General features: G+C 68.9%; 22 protein-coding genes and 1 tRNA gene. 7 read left to right on the top strand and 16 right to left on the bottom strand.

What is annotated here, in order from left to right:
- Positions 1-7: 7 nt before the first annotated feature.
- The 4 genes from ACW4TU_RS28470 to ACW4TU_RS28455 are packed head-to-tail and all read right to left on the bottom strand — an operon-like array spanning position 8 to position 3,579.
- The gene (locus ACW4TU_RS28470) at positions 8-769 is read right to left on the bottom strand and encodes a DUF1707 SHOCT-like domain-containing protein (protein WP_457417621.1); all 762 of its coding nucleotides are present in this window, start codon (positions 767-769) and stop codon (positions 8-10) included.
- 32 nt (positions 770-801) lie between these two features.
- Positions 802-1,824, bottom strand: coding sequence for an ABC transporter ATP-binding protein (locus tag ACW4TU_RS28465; RefSeq protein WP_457417619.1), 1,023 nt, complete (start codon positions 1,822-1,824; stop codon positions 802-804).
- 47 nt (positions 1,825-1,871) lie between these two features.
- A complete protein-coding gene (locus ACW4TU_RS28460) occupies positions 1,872-2,777 on the bottom strand; it encodes an ABC transporter permease (RefSeq protein ID WP_457417617.1) in 906 nt (301 codons plus the stop codon).
- Position 2,778: 1 nt separating this feature from the next.
- Positions 2,779-3,579: an ABC transporter permease gene (locus ACW4TU_RS28455; protein ID WP_457417615.1), complete on the bottom strand. Its 801-nt coding sequence runs from the start codon at positions 3,577-3,579 to the stop codon at positions 2,779-2,781.
- 215 nt (positions 3,580-3,794) lie between these two features.
- Between ACW4TU_RS28455 and ACW4TU_RS28450 the strand changes: the two genes are divergently transcribed.
- The gene (locus ACW4TU_RS28450; protein ID WP_457417613.1) at positions 3,795-6,455 is read left to right on the top strand and encodes a transglycosylase domain-containing protein; all 2,661 of its coding nucleotides are present in this window, start codon (positions 3,795-3,797) and stop codon (positions 6,453-6,455) included.
- Positions 6,456-6,529: 74 nt separating this feature from the next.
- On the opposite strand, the gene ACW4TU_RS28445 is transcribed toward ACW4TU_RS28450, so the two are convergent.
- Together ACW4TU_RS28445 and ACW4TU_RS28440 are read right to left on the bottom strand one after the other, a co-directional pair.
- A complete protein-coding gene (locus ACW4TU_RS28445) occupies positions 6,530-6,886 on the bottom strand; it encodes a GroES family chaperonin (RefSeq protein WP_457417611.1) in 357 nt (118 codons plus the stop codon).
- A 21-nt stretch (positions 6,887-6,907) separates the two neighbouring features.
- Positions 6,908-7,240, bottom strand: a complete 333-nt coding sequence (locus ACW4TU_RS28440) for a DUF3618 domain-containing protein (protein ID WP_164313204.1) — start codon at positions 7,238-7,240, stop codon at positions 6,908-6,910.
- Between the two features lie 141 nt (positions 7,241-7,381).
- Between ACW4TU_RS28440 and bcp the strand changes: the two genes are divergently transcribed.
- The 4 genes from bcp (at position 7,382) to ACW4TU_RS28420 (ending at position 9,397) form a co-directional block, all read left to right on the top strand.
- Complete coding sequence (gene bcp, locus ACW4TU_RS28435; RefSeq protein ID WP_457417608.1) at positions 7,382-7,849, top strand: thioredoxin-dependent thiol peroxidase; 468 nt, start codon at positions 7,382-7,384, stop codon at positions 7,847-7,849.
- A gap of 143 nt (positions 7,850-7,992) precedes the next feature.
- Positions 7,993-8,643: an HNH endonuclease signature motif containing protein gene (locus tag ACW4TU_RS28430; RefSeq protein WP_457417606.1), complete on the top strand. Its 651-nt coding sequence runs from the start codon at positions 7,993-7,995 to the stop codon at positions 8,641-8,643.
- Positions 8,640-9,314 carry an HNH endonuclease gene (locus ACW4TU_RS28425; RefSeq protein ID WP_457417604.1) on the top strand — a complete coding sequence of 225 codons (675 nt, stop codon included), beginning with the start codon at positions 8,640-8,642 and terminating at the stop codon, positions 9,312-9,314. The genes ACW4TU_RS28430 and ACW4TU_RS28425 overlap by 4 nt, the downstream gene beginning before the upstream one ends.
- A tRNA-Leu gene (locus ACW4TU_RS28420) sits at positions 9,314-9,397 on the top strand. The genes ACW4TU_RS28425 and ACW4TU_RS28420 overlap by 1 nt, the downstream gene beginning before the upstream one ends.
- Before the next feature lie 56 nt (positions 9,398-9,453).
- On the opposite strand, the gene rdgB is transcribed toward ACW4TU_RS28420, so the two are convergent.
- From rdgB to ACW4TU_RS28400, 4 genes are all read right to left on the bottom strand, one after another.
- Positions 9,454-10,056, bottom strand: a complete 603-nt coding sequence (rdgB, locus tag ACW4TU_RS28415) for an RdgB/HAM1 family non-canonical purine NTP pyrophosphatase (protein ID WP_457417602.1) — start codon at positions 10,054-10,056, stop codon at positions 9,454-9,456.
- 60 nt (positions 10,057-10,116) lie between these two features.
- Complete coding sequence (locus ACW4TU_RS28410; RefSeq protein WP_457417600.1) at positions 10,117-10,551, bottom strand: hypothetical protein; 435 nt, start codon at positions 10,549-10,551, stop codon at positions 10,117-10,119.
- A 143-nt stretch (positions 10,552-10,694) separates the two neighbouring features.
- Positions 10,695-11,432 (bottom strand): ribonuclease PH, encoded by a 738-nt coding sequence (gene rph / locus ACW4TU_RS28405; protein WP_457417598.1) that lies wholly within the window; start codon positions 11,430-11,432, stop codon positions 10,695-10,697.
- A gap of 120 nt (positions 11,433-11,552) precedes the next feature.
- Complete coding sequence (locus ACW4TU_RS28400) at positions 11,553-11,786, bottom strand: PTS sugar transporter subunit IIB (protein ID WP_457417596.1); 234 nt, start codon at positions 11,784-11,786, stop codon at positions 11,553-11,555.
- A gap of 205 nt (positions 11,787-11,991) precedes the next feature.
- Here ACW4TU_RS28400 and ACW4TU_RS28395 point away from each other — a divergent pair, with 205 nt between their 5' ends.
- Complete coding sequence (locus ACW4TU_RS28395; protein ID WP_457417594.1) at positions 11,992-13,296, top strand: PTS transporter subunit EIIC; 1,305 nt, start codon at positions 11,992-11,994, stop codon at positions 13,294-13,296.
- Positions 13,297-13,383: 87 nt separating this feature from the next.
- On the opposite strand, the gene ACW4TU_RS28390 is transcribed toward ACW4TU_RS28395, so the two are convergent.
- Positions 13,384-14,136: an MBL fold metallo-hydrolase gene (locus ACW4TU_RS28390; RefSeq protein WP_457417592.1), complete on the bottom strand. Its 753-nt coding sequence runs from the start codon at positions 14,134-14,136 to the stop codon at positions 13,384-13,386.
- Between the two features lie 206 nt (positions 14,137-14,342).
- On the opposite strand from ACW4TU_RS28390, the gene ACW4TU_RS28385 reads away from it, so the two are divergent.
- Positions 14,343-14,810 carry a type II toxin-antitoxin system PemK/MazF family toxin gene (locus tag ACW4TU_RS28385; protein ID WP_457417590.1) on the top strand — a complete coding sequence of 156 codons (468 nt, stop codon included), beginning with the start codon at positions 14,343-14,345 and terminating at the stop codon, positions 14,808-14,810.
- Positions 14,811-14,895: 85 nt separating this feature from the next.
- Here the strand turns inward: ACW4TU_RS28385 and ACW4TU_RS28380 are convergent, their stop codons facing one another.
- The 5 genes from ACW4TU_RS28380 to ACW4TU_RS28360 all read right to left on the bottom strand — a co-directional run bounded on the left by ACW4TU_RS28380 (position 14,896) and on the right by ACW4TU_RS28360 (position 17,603).
- Entirely contained in the window at positions 14,896-15,846 is a 951-nt protein-coding gene (locus ACW4TU_RS28380; protein ID WP_053741584.1) for a PLP-dependent cysteine synthase family protein, read from the bottom strand.
- 16 nt (positions 15,847-15,862) lie between these two features.
- Positions 15,863-16,141: a MoaD/ThiS family protein gene (locus tag ACW4TU_RS28375; RefSeq protein WP_457417588.1), complete on the bottom strand. Its 279-nt coding sequence runs from the start codon at positions 16,139-16,141 to the stop codon at positions 15,863-15,865.
- A 159-nt stretch (positions 16,142-16,300) separates the two neighbouring features.
- On the bottom strand, positions 16,301-16,399 hold the full coding sequence (locus ACW4TU_RS28370) for a putative leader peptide (protein ID WP_343242884.1): 99 nt from the start codon (positions 16,397-16,399) through the stop codon (positions 16,301-16,303).
- Positions 16,400-16,478: 79 nt separating this feature from the next.
- The gene (locus ACW4TU_RS28365; protein ID WP_457417586.1) at positions 16,479-16,901 is read right to left on the bottom strand and encodes a M67 family metallopeptidase; all 423 of its coding nucleotides are present in this window, start codon (positions 16,899-16,901) and stop codon (positions 16,479-16,481) included.
- Positions 16,902-16,997: 96 nt separating this feature from the next.
- Positions 16,998-17,603 carry a DUF2017 domain-containing protein gene (locus tag ACW4TU_RS28360; RefSeq protein ID WP_457417584.1) on the bottom strand — a complete coding sequence of 202 codons (606 nt, stop codon included), beginning with the start codon at positions 17,601-17,603 and terminating at the stop codon, positions 16,998-17,000.

Here is a 17,603-nt window from a genome sequence, read left to right as displayed (position 1 = left end):
GAAGCACTCAGTCGTCGTCCCTGCCCAGCTCACGTTTGTGCAGGCCGTGGCCGTGGCCGTGGTGGAATCCGGGACCCGAGCCGTCCAGCTCCCCCCGGCCGTCCCTCCGGTCCAGCTTCTCCTGGCGTCGTTCCTCCCTGAGGCGCTGGCGCTCCGCCTTCGGGAGTTTGCGGGTGACGCCGACGCCGCCCCAGAAGGCGAACCCCTGGATGATCACCCGGGGGGCGCCGGGGTCGCCCAGCACCCCCTCCTGGCTGTGGTCGAAGCCGCCCATGATGCCGATGCCGCGCACGACGACCTCGACGCCCGGCGGCACCAGCACATTCACTCCGCCCATGATCGCGACGCAGTTGAGGACCACCTCGCGGTCCGCGAAGTTCGCCTCGCGCAGGTCGAGTTCGCCGCCGCCCCAGAACGCGAACGCGTTGAACTGCCGCGGCACCGTCCACCGCCCCCTGCGCTGGAACCCGCCCATGACGGCGACACCCCACCGCGAGGACCCCTCACCCCCGACGATCCGGTCCGCCCAACTCCCGTCCCCCAGCGGCTGCTTGACCATGCTCACCGGGGGCGCGCTTACCCCGGCCCCGGGCAGGTCACGGGTGATCGGCGTCAACTCACCGTACGTACGCGCCTGGTAGGTCGCGTCGAGCCGTTCCTCGAACTCGGCCATGTCGAGCCGGCCCTCCGCGAGGGCGTCCCGCAGTACCTCGGCGACTCGTTCACGATCGGCGTCGGAAGCGCGCAGCTCCGGAAGGTCGTCCGTCATGCACGCAGCCTACGAGGTCCCCGCGAGGGAGGCTACGAGGCCGCACGCCCCGACCTGTCCCCCGACTTCTCGGCCTGCTCGGCGTACATCTTCGCGATCACGGCCTCGATGTCCGGCTCCCGCACCGACAGGTCCACCAGCGGATACTCCGCCGCGATCCGCGCGACCAGCGGAGCCGCCGACTCCGACGCCGGGAACGCCAGCCACTGACGCGGGCCCTCCACCCGTACGACCCGCGCCGACGGCACCTCGATCGGCGGCAGTTCACGCTCCAGGTCCACCACGAGGATCCGCTCGCTGTCGCCCACCTCGTGCAGGCCGGTCAGCGGGCCGTCGTACATGAGCCGGCCGTGGTCGATGACCATGACGCGCGAGCACAGCTGCTCGATGTCCTGGAGGTCGTGCGTGGTGAGCAGGACCGTCGTACCGCGCTCGGCGTTCAGGTCGCGCAGGAACTCCCGTACCCGGGCCTTCGAGATCACGTCCAGGCCGATGGTCGGCTCGTCGAGGTACAGCACCTCGGGGTCGTGCAGCAGGGCCGCCGCGATGTCGCCGCGCATCCGCTGACCGAGGGACAGTTGACGGACCGGCACGTCCAACAGGTCGGCCAGTTCGAGCAGTTCGACGCAGCGGTCGAGGTTCTCCCGGTAACGGGCGTCCGGGATGCGGTACATGCGGTGCATCAGGTTGTACGAGTCGATCAGCGGGAGGTCCCACCACAGCGTCGTACGCTGCCCGAACACCACCCCGATGCGCCGCGCGAGGCGGGTGCGCTCGCGGGACGGGTCGATGCCGGCGACGCGCAGCCGGCCGCCGCTGGGCGTGAGGATGCCCGTCAGCATCTTGATGGTCGTCGACTTCCCGGCGCCGTTCGGGCCGATGTAGCCGACCATCTCCCCCCGCGCCACCCGGAAGGAGATCGAGTCGACCGCCCGCACCTCCCGCCGCTCACTCCTCATGAACCCGGTCCGCTTGCGCACGTCGAAGACCTTCTCGACACCGTCCAGCTCGATGAAGGACTCGTTGAACGAACCGTCCGCGAAACGACCGTCCATGTGACCGTGACCGTGACTTCGACTGTGACTGCGACTGTCCACGTGCCCTAACTCCCCGTGCTCCGGTACGAACGAAGTCCCGCCCGCCAGGCCAGCCCGGCCAGCGCGCAGCAGCCCGCCGCCACCAGCGGCGGCAGGAACGCCACCCACTCCGGCAGGTCGAGCGGATAGGGGCGGCCCAGCACATACAGCGCGGGCAGCCAGTTGACGAAGGCCAGCGGGAGGACGAACGTCACCCCGCGCACCAGATCCTGCGCGAACAGGCCCGGCGGATACTGCAACAGCGTGGCGCCGCCGTACGTGAACGCGTTCTGCACCTCGGAGGCGTCCCGCGCCACGAACTGGAAGGCCGCGCCCCCGACGAACACCGCGCAGAAGATCGCCCCGCCGCTCAGCACCATCACCGGCAGCAGCAGCACCTTGAGCACCGTCCAGTGGACTCCGTCGAGAGCCGTGAGGGCGTAGCCGAGCACCAGCAGACCCTGGGTGATCCGGCCGAGGCGGCGCAGCGCGAACCGGTCCGCGGCGACCTGCGCGAGCACCGGCGCCGGCCGGACGAGCAGCGTGTCCAGGGTGCCGTCGCGGACCCGGCGCCCCAGCCGGTCCATCGACCCGACGACGAGGTCGGCGATCCCGAACGCGACCGCCGACAGCCCGTACAGAAACGCGATCTCGGGCAGCGCGTAGCCGCCGAGCCGGTCGATCTGGGAGAACATCAGCACGATCGCCAGGAAGTCGAGGCCGGTCGCCAGGAAGTTCCCGAACGTGGTCATCGCGAAGGAGGCCCGGTAGGCCATCGTGGACCTGATCCACATCGCGGCGATCAGCCGATAGGCCCGAACGCCGTCGAGCACGCGCTCCCGGCGACCGAGCGGCCCGTCGTCCCAGTCGGCGCCGGTCCACCGCTCACCCCGGACCCCGGTCCTCACCGCGCCGTCAACGCCCACGCCCACGTCACCCACCCTGAACCACCACCCGCCGAGTAGCGACCGACTGCAGCAGACGCCCCACCGCCAGCAGCGCCACCGCCCACCCGGCCTGGAACGCGAACGTGCCCAGCGCATCCGCCTCCCCCAGCAGGACGTCCGTCGGCGCCTGGATCAACGCCGCCCACGGCAGGGCCCGTACGATCTCGCCGAGCAGCCCCGGGAAGACGTTCAGCGGGAGCACCATGCCCGAACAGAAGATGCCCGCGAGCCACGCCATCTGGATGACGCCCGCGCCGTCGAGAAGCCAGAACGCGGTCAGCGCCACCAGGAACCGGAAGGAGTAACTGACCAGTATCCCGAGTGCCACCGCGACCAGGAACGCCAGCCAGGTCAGCGGCGAGGCCGGGAGCGTCAGGTCGAAGAGCCAGGCGCCGAACGCCAGCGGAATCAGCCCGCGACCCATCAGCTGGAACAGGGCCCGGCCCAGGTCCTGGGCCAGCCACCACAGCTGGAGATCGGCCGGCCGGTAGAGGTCGATCGCGATGTCACCCGTACGGATACGCTCGATCAGCTCGTCCTCGAAGCCCGTGCCCATCACGCACATGGTCGTCAGCAGCGCCTGGGCCAGCCACACATAGGTGAGGGCCTGGGACTGGTCGTACCCGCCGAGGTGCGGTCTCTCGTCCCACAGGGCGATGTACGTGTAGGCGAGGATCACACCGAAGACGGTGTTGGTGAACACCCCCGCCAGCGTGGCCGCCCGATAGGTGGCATACCGTCGGAAACCCCCCGCCGCGACGGCCGCGTACAACCGCCCAGAACCCACGACACCAGCCTTCCCCAAACGCGTCAGGACCGAAGCGCAGGAGCCTAGTCCTCCGTGTTCCGGGCCCGCCACGCATTTTCGGGCAGGACGCGTGCCGAGGTCAGGGAACTGATCGCCGGGTGCGACAGTCTTCAAGAGGGGGCGCAGAAAACGTTTGAAGTGGTGAAAGAGGTCGTACGGGAACGTACGACGCGAAACAGGAGTCCGTGCACGACATGAGCGACCAGCCAGAGCCACAGCAGCCGACGCAGGGCTCGGCACCCAGAGAACCCGACGTGGAACCCGACGCACAGTCCGAACAGACCGTCGTACAACCCGTCGTGAAGCCCGCCGCGCAACCCGTCGTGAAGCCCGTCGCGCGAGCCGACGCGGAACCCGTCGCGCGAGCCGAGCAAACCGCCGTACAGCCCGCCGTGCAGGCCGACGAGCAGGCCGACGCGCAACCCGAAGTGGCCGAGGGCTGGAAGCCCGAGAACCCAGGGCCGGCCGAGACGGCCGAGAACGCCGAGGAGGGCAAGAAGCCCAAGCGTCCCCGGCGGACCGGATGGCGGCGGCTGGTCCCGACCTGGCGGTTCGTGCTCAGCGCGTTCGTGCTCGGGATCATGATGGTCATCGCCCTGTTCGCGCTCGGCTACTACATGGTGCAGATCCCGGCGGCGAACGCGGCGGCCACCAAGCAGAGCAACGTCTACCTCTACGCCGACGGCAGCCAGCTCGCCCGCGACGGCGAGGTCAACCGGGAGAACGTGACACTGGCGCAGATCTCCAAGGACGCCCAGCACGCCGTACTGGCCGCCGAGGACCGCGACTTCTACACCGAGTCGGCGATCGACCCCAAGGCGATGCTCCGCGCCGCCTGGAACACGGCGACCGGCAAGGGCAAGCAGTCCGGCTCGACGATCACCCAGCAGTACGTGAAGAACTACTACCTCGCCCAGGAGCAGACCGTCACCCGAAAGATGAAGGAGTTCTTCATCTCGATCAAGCTGGACCGGGTGAAATCGAAGGACGAGATCCTCGAGGGCTACCTCAACACCAGCTACGCCGGCCGCAACTCGTACGGCCTGCAGGCCGCCGCCCAGGCCTACTACGGCGTCGACGCCGTCGAACTGACCGCCGGCCAGGGCGCCTACCTCGCCGCGCTGCTGAACGCGCCCAGCGAGTACGACGTGATCGCCCACCCCGAGAACAGGCCGGCCGCGCTCGCCCGCTGGAACTACGTCCTCGACGGCATGGTCAAGAAGGGCTGGCTGACGGAGTCCGCACGGAAGGCCATCACCTTCCCCGAGCCCAGGCAGTCGATCGTCTCGACGGGCATGTCCGGCCAGCGCGGCTACCTCGTCAAGGCGGTCAACGACTACCTCTTCGACAACAAGATCCTCACCGAGGACGAACTCCAGGCCGGCGGCTACCGCATCACCACCACCCTGCAGAAGCCGAAGCAGGACGCCTTCGTGAAGGCCGTCAACGACAAGGTGATGAAGAAGCTCGACAAGAAGAACAACAAGGCCGACAACTACGTCCGCGCGGGCGGCGTCGCCATCGACCCGGCCACCGGCAAGGTCCTCGCGATGTACGGCGGCATCGACTACACCAAGCAGTACGTCAACAACGCCACCCGCCGCGACTACCAGGACGGCTCCACCTTCAAGCCGTTCGTGTTCACCTCGGCCGTCCAGAACGGCTCGGCGACCCAGGACGGCCAGGCGATCACCCCGAACACGTACTACGACGGCACCAACGAACGCCCGGTCGAGGGCTGGAACGGCGGGGAGTACGCCCCCGAGAACGAGGACCAGTACTCGTACGGCGACATCACCGTCCGCACGGCGACGAACAAGTCCGTGAACGCGGTGTACGCGCAGATGGCCGTCGACGTGGGCCCCGCGAAGGTCAAGCAGACCGCGATCGACCTCGGCCTGCCGTCCGACACCCCCGACCTCAACCCGTACCCGTCCATCGCGCTCGGCACCTCGACGGCCAGCGTCCTCGACATGACGGAGGCGTACGCCACGCTCGCCAACCACGGCAAGCACGGCACGTACACGATCATCGAGAAGATCGTGAAGGACGGCGAGGAGAGCGCGGTGACCCTCCCCAGGCAGAAGGCCAAGCAGGTCGTGTCACGGGAGGCCGCCGACACGACCACGGCGGTCCTGCAGAGCGTGGTGGAGGAGGGCACGGCGACGGCGGCCCAGGCGGCCGACCGCCCGGTCGCCGGCAAGACGGGCACGGCCGAGGAGGACACGGCGGCCTGGTTCGCGGGCTACACCCCCGACCTCGCGACGGTCGTCTCGGTCATGGGCCAGGACCCGGTCACCGGCAAGCACAAGTCGCTGTACGGCGCGATGGGCCTCGAACGCATCAACGGCGGCGGCGCCCCCGCCGAGATCTGGGCCCAGTTCACGAAGGCCGCCCTGAAGGGCAAGAAGGCGAAGGACTTCGACCTCCAGCTCCAGGACGGCGCCGAGGAACAACAGCTCCCGCCCGCCGACACATCACCCGACCCCGGCACGGACGACGGCCAGGACGACGGCGGCACCACGGACGGCGGCCAGGAAACCCCGGGCGCGACGACCGGTCCGACAACGGGGGGCAGCACCCCGACGACCGGCGGCACGACGACGGACGGGACCACCACCACGGGCGGCACGACCACCACCGGCGGCACCACGGACACCGGCGGAACCACCACCACCGGCGGCACGACGGACACGGGCGGCACGACCACGACCGGCGGCACCACCGACACCGGGGGCACGACGACCGACGGCGGCACCACCGACACCGGCGGTACGACGGACACGGGCGGTACCACGGGAGGGACGACACCGGGGCTGACGGGCGGCGCGCTGAGCACGTCGAGACGGGACTGACTGCGGCGCTGTGACACCGACGGGAGAGGGGCTGGTGACGATGGTCACCAGCCCCTCTCCCGATTGCCTGCGCTTCAGAGATACAGGCCCGTCGAGTCCTCGGAACCCTCGAAGCGGTCCGCGGCGACGGCGTGCAGATCGCGCTCACGCATCAGCACGTAGGCGACCCCGCGCACCTCGACCTCGGCGAGGTCCTCCGGGTCGTACAGAACACGGTCGCCCGGCCCCACCGTACGTACGTTCTGCCCGACCGCGACGACCTCCGCCCAGGCCAGCCGACGACCGACGGCCGCGGTGGCGGGGATCAGGATGCCGCCGCCGGAACGCCGCTCGCCCTCGCCGGCGTCCTGCCGGACGAGCACACGGTCGTGCAGCATCCGGATGGGCAGCTTGTCGTGATGGGTGCTCTGGTCACTGCTTTTGGCGCTCACACTCCGAACCTACCTGCCCGTTCAGCCCTTGCGCCGCCGGGTGCCGAGAGCGAGCAGCCCGACGAGCCCCACGACCACCAGGGCGACGGGCACGATCCGCTCGATCCGGGGCGCCCCGTCCTCGTCGACGAACTGCCCCTTGACGTCACCGACAACGCGGTTGACGCCGACGTAGGCGCGTCCGAGGGTGTGATCGACGCCGGCGACGACCTTGGCCTTGGCATCGCCGACGATCGTCTTCGGGTGCACCCGCACCCCGATCTCGTCGAGCGTCTCGGCCAGCGTCTCGCGACGACGCCTGATGTCCGCCTCGATCTGCGCCGGGGTTCTGCTGCTGTCCGAGGTGTCCGCCACCGTACGCCCTCCGAAGTCCGCTGGATGCATTGCTCCGGACAGTCTGTCAGTTCCGCCTCGGCCCGCACTGTCAGCACCCCCGGTTAGGCTCGGACCGGAACCTTTCCAGGCCGCACGAGGACGTACGAGGAGATCAGACGGATGAGCGAGCGACTCCAGCCCGGTGAGGTGGCCCCGGCCTTCACCCTCCCCGACGCCGACGGCAACGAGGTGTCGCTGGCCGACCACAAGGGCCGCAAGGTCATCGTCTACTTCTACCCGGCCGCCCTGACCCCCGGCTGCACCAAGCAGGCCTGCGACTTCACGGACAACCTCGACGTCCTCGCCGGCGCGGGCTACGACGTGATCGGCATCTCCCCCGACAAGCCGGAGAAGCTCGCGAAGTTCCGCGAGAAGGAGAACCTGAAGGTCACCCTGCTCGGCGACACGGACAAGACGGTCCTGCAGGCGTACGGCGCCTTCGGCGAGAAGAAGAACTACGGCAAGACGTACGTCGGCGTCATCCGCTCCACGTTCATCGTGGACGAGGAGGGCAAGATCGAACAGGCCCTGTACAACGTCCGGGCGACGGGCCACGTAGCGAAGATCATCAAGGACCTGGGCGTCTGAGCCCCCGTTTCCGCTGCTCGGGCGGCCCGTGCCGATTCGACTCCGGTGCGGGCCGCTTTGCGTTTTGGGCGTGACTGTCCGATAAGCGGTTCGTTACTCCGTACGAGACCACGAACGGGTGGTCGGGAGACGGAGGGGACTCGATGGGGGTTAGCGCGTATCCGAAGGAGCGGCTGGAGGAGGCTGCTCGGGGATCTCGGACGTTGTCGGAGGCGTGCGAGCGGTTGGGGGTGGATCCGAAGAGCTGGAAGCGGCGGTACATCTCCCAGCGGATGCAGAAACTGGGGGTGAATGTCTTGCACTTCGAGCGCGAGGGAGCCAAGTGGACCAGGGAGATCCTTGAGCCGGTGGTCGCAACGTCGTCGAGTGTCAACGAGGTCCTACGGCGACTCGGGCTTGAGGTGGTAGGCGGACACCACACGAACATCTCCCGTCGCATCAAGGCTTACGGCATCGACATCTCGCACTTCACGCCAGTCGTCCGCACGGAGCGACAGCGGTACAACCAACGCCGTCGGACTGCCGAGGAGATCCTCATCGAGGACACGTCGGCACATGCCAGGCGGGTCCCGAGCAATCGCCTGAAGCGGGCGATGAGCGAGTTGGGCATGGAGGAGCGGTGTGCCCTGTGCGGGATCGAAGGGGTCTGGCTCGGGGAGCCGCTCCCCCTTGAGGTCGACCACATTGACGGCAACTGGCGGAACAACCGCATCGAGAACCTGAGACTCCTCTGCCCCAACTGCCACTCGACGACGGACAGTTACCGGGGACGCGGCAAGGGGCGCGCTTCGTGACCAGCGCCATGCAGTACACACGCGAGCGCCTGATCGAGGCAGCAACTCGGTGTTCCGACCTCGATGAGGTCATTGCCTTCTTCGGCACCCGGCCATACGGCTACCTCCGCACGTACCTCACCAAGCGATTCGCCCATTTCGGCATCGACATCTCGCACTTTGGCCCCTACGGTCGGCCCGCCCGGCCCACGCCCGACGAGTTACGGGTGGCCATAACCGAGTCCACCTCCTTGGCAGAAGTGCTACGCCGCCTGAGCTGCACGGATACCGCTGCGCAGCGGAAAAAGCTGCACAAGTGGATCGCCGACGATCACCTGACGACAGCGCACTTCCTGGGGCAGGCACACCAGCGAGGACGGCGATCCCCGAACGCCAAACAGCCTGAGGATGTTCTGGTACAGCACAAGGGCCAGCAACGGACGACGACAAAGCGCCTCCGCAGGGCGCTCAACGAGGTCGGCATAGCCGAAGAGTGCGCCCGATGCGGTACTGGACCGGAGTGGCTCGGCAAGCCCATGACCCTGGAAATCGATCACATCAACGGGGACTGGCGCGACGACCGCCGCGAGAACCTGCGGTTGCTCTGCCCCAACTGCCACGCGATCACCAGCACCTGGTGCCGGGGAGGCAGAAGGCGGCAACCAGCTCCCGGTACGATGGCAGACGACTAGCGGCGGTGGTGCAATGGCGACACAGCAGACTTAGGATCTGTGGCCCTTGATCGGGCTTGAGGGTTCGAATCCCTTCCGCCGCACATAAGCGGCCTGTGAATCGAAGGAATGATTCACAGGCCGTCCCTGTTCTCCCGCCTCAGCCCAACAACTCCCGAACCACCGGCACCAACCCCCGGAACGCCTGCCCCCGATGGCTGATCGCGTTCTTCTCCGCCGGGGTCAGCTGTGCGCACGTCCGCGTGTCACCCTCCGGCTGGAGGATCGGGTCGTAGCCGAAGCCGCCCGAGCCCACCGGGGTGTGGCGCAGTACGCCCCGCATCCGGCCCTCGACCACCCGTTCCGTGCCGTCCGGCAGGGCGAGGGCCGCCGCGCAGGCGAAGTGGGCGCCCCGGTGTTCGTCCGCGATGTCCGACAGCTGGGCCAGCAGCAGGTCCAGGTTGGCCCGGTCGTCGCCGTGGCGGCCCGACCAGCGGGCCGAGAAGATGCCCGGGGCGCCGTTGAGGACGTCGACGCACAGGCCCGAGTCGTCGGCCACCGCCGGGAGGCCTGTTGCCTGGGCAAGGGCGTGGGCCTTGAGCAGGGCGTTCTCGGCGAAGGTGACGCCCGTTTCCTTGACGTCGGGGATGTCGGGGTAGGCCTCCGCGCCGACCAGGTCCATGGGGAGGGCCGCGTCGGCGAGGATCTGCCTCAGCTCGGTGATCTTTCCGGCGTTGCGGGTGGCGAGGATCAGGCGTGTCATGGCGTCCAGTATCCCGGGCTCACCCGGGACCTCTCACGCCGTTTACGACGGTTGCGCCAGCTACGACGTGCAGACCTTCGTCAGTTCGCCCGCCGCGTCCGTGACTCCGCTGATGTCCGGGGTCTGGTCGCCGCCCTTGACGGCCGTACGGACGTTGTCCACGGCCTTGTTGAGGTCGTCGACCGCCTTGTTGACGTCGGTGTTGTCGGTCTTGTCGCCGAGGTCGTCGAGGTTCTTGTCGATCGAGGTCAGGGCCTCGTCCAGCTGCGTCGGGTCGTTCGCGGCGCTGTTGACCGCCTGCTGGAGGTTGGAGACGCTGGTGGCGATGGCGTCGGCGGTCTGGACGCAGTCCAGGGCCTTGTTGACGGCGTCGCACCCGGTGGTGAGCCCTGCGGTCAGCGCGACGGCCGCCACGGTGGCGGCGATCGCGGTGGCGCGGCGCCCCCGTCCGAGTCCTCGTGCGTTGCGGAGTCGGAGTCGGCGACTGACGGGCATGGTTCGGGTTCCCTCCGTTTGACGGGTCGGGCGTACGGCGGTGTGCCGTACGCCCGTGTTCCCGCGTATGGGTGCGTATCTCTGGAGACGCGGCGGAGCAGCGGTGCGGTTGCCCGCGACCGCCACCTTATTTGGTGCGCCCTTTACCTTTCCAGGGTCGCGTCCAGCGCCTTGCGCTGGAGTGCCGTCAGGTCGGCGCAGCCGGCGACCGCGAGGTCGAGGAGGGAGTTCAGCTCGTCGCGGGCGAACGGTTCGGCCTCGGCGGTGCCCTGGACCTCGACGAAGCGGCCGTCGCCGGTGCAGACGACGTTCATGTCCGTCTCCGCGCGTACGTCCTCCTCGTAGCAGAGGTCGAGGAGCGGCACCCCGGCGACGATGCCGACCGACACCGCGCTCACCGTGCCCGTGAGGGGCTGGCGGCCGGCGCGGATCAACTTCTTGCCCTGTGCCCAGGCGATGGCGTCGGCGAGGGCGACGTACGCGCCGGTGATGGCGGCCGTGCGGGTGCCGCCGTCGGCCTGGAGGACGTCGCAGTCGAGGACGATCGTGTTCTCGCCGAGCGCCTTGTAGTCGATGACCGCGCGCAGGGAGCGGCCGATGAGGCGGCTGATCTCGTGTGTACGGCCGCCGATCTTGCCGCGGACCGACTCGCGGTCGCCGCGGGTGTTGGTGGCGCGCGGGAGCATCGAGTATTCGGCGGTGACCCAGCCCTCGCCGCTGCCCTTGCGCCAGCGCGGGACGCCCTCGGTGACCGAGGCGGTGCAGAAGACCTTCGTGTCGCCGAAGGAGACGAGGACGGAGCCCTCGGCGTGCTTGCTCCACCCGCGTTCGATGGTGACGGGGCGGAGTTGTTCGGGGGTGCGGCCGTCGATACGTGACATGCCGACGAGCCTAGCCGCAACGGCGGAGGGGCCCTTCCTGTGGCCAGGACGGACCCCTCGCGGGCGAACGCCCGTGCTGGGTACGGGGGTTCGGATCCGGATCCGGGTTCGGGCCGGGGTCTACATCATGTCTTCGATGTCCGCCGCGATCGGGTCGGCGTCCGTGCCGATGACGACCTGGATCGCGGTGCCCATCTTGACGACGCCGTGGGCGCCGGCGGCCTTGAGGGCGGCGTCGTCGATCAGCGAGGGGTCGATGACCTCGCAGCGCAGCCGGGTGATGCAGCCTTCGACCTCTTCGATGTTGTCGAGGCCGCCGAGTCCGGCGACGATCTTCTCTGCCTTGGTGGACATGTCGTACTCCCTGGTCCGAGCCGCTTTGTCGCAGTAACCCACAGTCGACCGATCTTCGCGAGCGGTCCGCGCACTGCTCGCCAACAGGTCTACACCACTCTGTATCTGTTATGGAATCGCGGGTTCCTTATGCGCCCTTCACCGTGCTACAACATGGTCTACACCACTGACTGGTGTAGACCACGTTCCACCCGTTGGAGGAAGTATGAGCACCGCCACCACCGCGGCGGTCCCCGCGAAGAAGAGGGGATCCGGCCTGTTCCAGGGCCTGCAGAAGGTCGGCCGCAGCCTGCAGTTGCCGATCGCCGTACTTCCGGCGGCGGGACTTCTGCTCCGGCTCGGCCAAGCGGACTCCCAGGAGAGGTTCCACATCCCCGCCGATGTGGCGAAGGTGTTCGCCGGAGCCGGCGGCGCCCTGCTCGACAGCTCCTTCGGTCTGCCCCTGCTGTTCTGTATAGGCGTGGCCATCGGCTTCGCGAAGAAGGCCGACGGCTCGACGGCGCTGGCCGCCGTGGTCGGCTTCCTGACCTACTACGCGGTCATCCACCAGTACCCGATCAAGGACGGGCACGAGGGCGCCACCTACACGGGGACGGGGCTTGGCGGCGGCTTCTGGCAGAAGGGCAACGAGGCCGCCCAGACCGCGACCTTCCAGAACCCGGGCGTGCTCGGTGGCATCATCCTCGGTCTCCTGACGGCGGTGCTCTGGCAGCGCTACCACCGCAAGCAGCTCGTCGACTGGCTCGGCTTCTTCAACGGCCGTCGGCTTGTGCCGATCATCACGGCCGCCCTCGGTACCACCCTCGGCGTCCTGGTGGTCCTGGGCTGGCAGCCCATCGGTGACGTGATCACCAACTTCGGCGAGTGGATGACCGGTCTGGGCTCCTTCGGCGCCGCTCTCTTCGGTCTCATCAACCGTGCGCTGATCCCGATCGGCATGCACCAGTTCGTGAACTCGGTGGCCTGGTTCCAGATCGGCGACTTCACCAACTCCGCCGGCACCGTCTTCCACGGCGACCTGCCGCGCTTCTTCGGCGGAGACCCGTCCGCCGGAATGTTCATGACCGGCTTCTTCCCGATCATGATGTTCGGTCTGCCGGCCGCCGCCCTGGCGATCGCGCACTCCGCCCGCCCCGAGCGTCGCAAGGCCGTCCTGGGCATGATGATGTCGATGGCGCTGACCTCGTTCGTCACGGGTGTCACCGAGCCGATCGAGTTCACCTTCATGTTCATCGCCCCGGTCCTGTACGCCATCCACGCGGTCCTCACCGCGATCTCGATGGCCGTGACCTGGGCCCTGGGCATGCACATGGGCTTCAGCTTCTCGGCCGGCTTCATCGACGTCTTCATCAACTGGGGCATTTCCACCAAGCCCTGGCTGTTGATCCCCGTCGGCCTGGCCTTCGGCGCGATCTACTACGTCGTCTTCCGCTTCGCCATCACCCGGTGGAACCTCCCCACCCCCGGCCGCGAGCCCGAGGAAGAGGTCGAGGATCTCACCAAGGCGTGAGCCGTCCTCGTACGGGAGTACGGCATGACGAGGGCCCCGGAACCCGAGCAGGAGTCGGTTCCGGGGCCCTCGTGCGTCTGCGCGGCGTCAGATCTCGTACGACGCCCGCGGCGCCGCCAGTTCGACCGGGCCCCGGAACACCTCGCGTGCGTCGAGGAGGTTCACCTGCGGGTCGGTCCACGGGGGAATGTGGGTCAGGACGAGCTTGCGCGCCCCCGCGCGTTTCGCCGTCAGGCCCGCCTCGCGGCCGTTGAGGTGCAGGTCGGGGATGTTCTCCTTGCCGTGCGTGAACGCGGCCTCGCAGAGGAACAGGTCGGTGTTCCGGGCGAGTTGCTCCAGCGTGTCGCTGACGCCGGTGTCCCCCGAGTACGTCAGTGACCTCCCGGCGTGCTCGATGCGGATGCCGTACGCCTCCACCGGGTGGCGCACCCGCTCGGTGTGGACGGTGAACGGGCCGATGTCGAAGGTGCTCGGCTTGACCGTGTGGAAGTCGAAGACCTCGCTCATGGAGGAGGCGGTGGGGGTGTCGGCGTAGGCGGTGGTGAGGCGGTGTTCGGTGCCCTCGGGGCCGTAGACCGGGATCGGGTCGCAGCGCCCGCCGTCGTGGCGGTAGTACCGGGCGACGAAGTACGCGCACATGTCGATGCAGTGGTCGGCGTGCAGATGACTGAGAAAGATCGCGTCGAGGTCGTAGAGACCGCAGTGGCGCTGCAACTCGCCAAGGGCACCGTTGCCCATGTCGAGGAGCAACCGGAAGCCGTCGGCCTCTACGAGGTAGCTCGAGCAGGCCGATTCCGCGGACGGGAACGACCCAGAGCAGCCGACGACGGTGAGCTTCATAAAGCAGAAACCTCCGCGGGCGGGGAGCGTCAAAACGAACGTGCCGGGGTTCTTGCGGTGCTGTCGAGCGTAAGGCGCAAAACCCCCCGTCGCTCCTCCGTCAAGGGCTGTTGTGGGCGAACTCACCTGTGCTGTCACCGGTTCGGCTGGACGTGAAGCGCCGGTAGCGCGGGCGGCGTGGGGAGTGCGCCGGTACGGTCTTCCGTATGGACACGTCATGGTGGCTCGCCCTGGCGGCCGTCGTGCTGCTCGCGCTGGTCGCGGCGCTGGTGGACGGCTGGGGACGCGGGCATCGGCCCTCGAGGCGCGGGGGCAGGCCGCCCGGGCGGCCGGAGGGACCGAAAGGGCAGCGGGGGCGGTCGGCGCGGCCGAGGCCCGCGGAGATCTGGTGGGCGAACGTGCCGTTCGAGGACGGGCCCGGGAGCAAGGACCGGCCGTGTCTGGTGATCGCGGTGCGTGGGCGGCGCGCGACGGTCGCGAAGATCACCAGCAGATACCACGACGAGCGGCCCGGAGTGATCCCGCTGCCGCCGGGTGCGGTGGGCGACGCCCAGGGCCGGCCGAGTTTCCTGGAGACGGACGAGCTGCGTGACCTGCCTGTGGCGGAGTTCCGGCGGCGGGTGGGGGTGGTGGACCCGGCCCTCTGGGACCAGGTCCGACACCTCGCCACGTAGCCGCCGGGTAGTGCGGAACAAGCTGCGGAACAGGCTCGTGATCGGCCAGGTTGGAGCCTTACGGCTCTTGCGGCCCTTGCCGCCCTTACGCCCAGAGCTGGCCCTGCAACGTCTCGATGGCTTCCTCCGTCGTGGCCGCCGTGTAGACGCCTGTCGAGAGGTATTTCCAGCCACCGTCGGCGACGACGAAGACGATGTCCGCGCTCTCGCCGGCCTTGACGGCCTTGTTGCCGACGCCGATCGCGGCGTGCAGCGCGGCGCCGGTGGAGACGCCCGCGAAGATGCCCTCCTGCTGGAGGAGTTCCCGGGTGCGGGTGACCGCGTCCGCCGAGCCGACGGAGAAGCGGGTGGTGAGGACGGAGGCGTCGTACAGCTCGGGTACGAAGCCCTCGTCGAGGTTGCGCAGGCCGTACACCAGGTCGTCGTAGCGCGGCTCGGCGGCGACGATCTTCACGTCGGGCTTGTGTTCGCGGAGGTAGCGGCCGACGCCCATCAGGGTTCCCGTGGTGCCGAGGCCGGCCACGAAGTGGGTGATGGAGGGGAGGTCGGTGAGGATCTCCGGGCCGGTGCCGGCGTAGTGGGCGCCCGCGTTGTCGGGGTTGCCGTACTGGTAGAGCATCACCCAGTCCGGGTGCTCGGCGGCGAGCTCCTTGGCGACGCGTACCGCCGTGTTGGAGCCGCCGGCGGCGGGGCTGGGGATGATCTCGGCGCCCCACATGGCGAGCAGCTCGCGGCGTTCCTGCGAGGTGTTCTCGGGCATCACGCAGACCATGCGGTAGCCCTTGAGTTTGGCGGCCATGGCGAGCGAGATGCCGGTGTTGCCGGAGGTGGGTTCGAGGATCGTGCAGCCGGGGGTGAGCCGGCCGTCCTTCTCGGCCTGCTCGACCATGTGCAGGGCGGGGCGGTCCTTGACCGAGCCGGTGGGGTTGCGGTCCTCCAGCTTCGCCCAGATCCGTACGTCGGCGGACGGCGACAGCCGCGGCAGGCGCACCAGGGGGGTGTTGCCTACCGCGGCCAGCGGCGAGTCGTAGCGCATGGGTGCCAGGGGCCGATCAGGCCATGCCGCCGGCCACGGCCGGCAGGATGGTCACGGTGTCGCCGTCGGCGAGCTTGGTGTTGATGCCGTCGAGGAAGCGGACGTCCTCGTCGTTGAGGTAGACGTTCACGAAGCGGCGCAGCTTGCCGTCGTCCACGATGCGGGCCTGGACGCCCGTGTGCCGGGTCTCGAGGTCGGCGAGGAGCTCGGCGAGGGTCTCCCCGGCACCGGGGACGGCCTTCTCACCGCCGGTGTAGGTGCGGAGGATGGTCGGGATGCGGACCTCGATGGCCATGGCTCGGGGCTCCTGTCGGGAGTGGTGGGTCGATGGGCGCGCGACGGCGCGAAAAGCAGGTTGTTGCTGGTCATGCGTGTGAGGCTCCCCCACGCTCGGCTGCGCTCGCGCGGGAGGTACCCCCACCGGCTCACGGCCGTACGGCGGCAGGAGGCAGGGTCAACAGATGGCGCTGGCCAGCCTGCACAGGTCGACGTGCAGCCGCGCCACGAGCAGCGGGGCGCCCGGCGTCTTCTCACTCACGTCGTAGGGAACCATGGGCTCATCGTATCGATTCCCGGTCCGGATCCTGGAGACCTGTCCCGCACTCTGGACATTTTCGGACCGCCAGCTGAGATCAGTAGGTTTCCACGACCGTGACCTCTTCCTCCGTGACCTCGCCCTCGACGATCCGGAACGAGCGGAACTGGAACTCGCCGAGGCCGTCCGTGTCCGCTGTGGACACGAGGACGTAGTGGGCGCCGGGTTCGTTGGCGTAGGAGATGTCGGTGCGGGAGGGGTGGGCCTCGGTCGCCGTGTGGGAGTGGTAGATGACCACCGGCTCCTCGTCGCGGTCGTCCATCTCGCGGTACAGCTTCAGCAGGTCCCCGGAGTCGAACTCGTAGAACGTGGGCGACATGGCCGCGTTCAGCATCGGGATGAAGCGCTCGGGGCGGTCGGTGCCCGCCGGGCCGGCGACGACGCCGCACGCCTCGTCGGGGTGGTCCTTGCGCGCGTGGGCGACGATCTGGTCGACGAGGGCCTGGGTGATGGTCAGCATGCCGGCCAGGATAAGCAGAGGGGCCGTCCCGTACCGAGGGCTGGTACGGGACGGCCCACATGCCGGAATCCCACAACTGCTCAGAGCATCAGGGCGTCAGGGCATCAGCGTGGTGACGAGCGTCTCCTGCAGCCCGCCCAGCCACAGATACGCCATCACCATCGGCTTGCGCGGGTCCTCGTCCGGCAGCCGGTAGAGGAGGTCGGTGTCCTCCTCGTCGACGACGTCCAGCCGGGATCCGATCGCCAGGCGCAGGTCGTTGAGCGTGCCCAGCCACTGCTGGGACTCCTCGTGGGCCAGTTTGAGCACCGCGCCCCCGTCGCCGGCCGGCGTCAGGGCGTCCAGTGAGCGGATCACCGTGAGGGCGTTCTCCCGCTTGCCGGTCCGCAGGTCGTTCTCGGTGAACCGGCGGAACTCGGCGGAGTACTCCCGCTGTTCCTCGGCCTGCCCGGGGGACGCGGGTACGTCGACGGGGTCGCCGTAGGCGTCCGGGAACAGGCGCTTGAGCACCGGGTCGGAGGGGGGTTCGCTCGGGCCCTCGGCGAACAGTTCGGCGAGCGGGTCGTCGGAGGCGTCCTCGGCGGGGCCGGGGCCGATCAGCTCCAGGAGCTGGACGGCCAGCGACCGGATGATGGAGATCTCGACGTCGTCGAGCGCGACGGCCGCGCCGCCGCCGGGGAGCGGTTCGAAGTGTCCTGGCAT

This window comes from Streptomyces kryoterrae (genome assembly GCF_054072135.1).
Note: the sequence above shows the minus strand (reverse complement) of the source record. Positions and strands in the feature narration are given on the sequence as shown.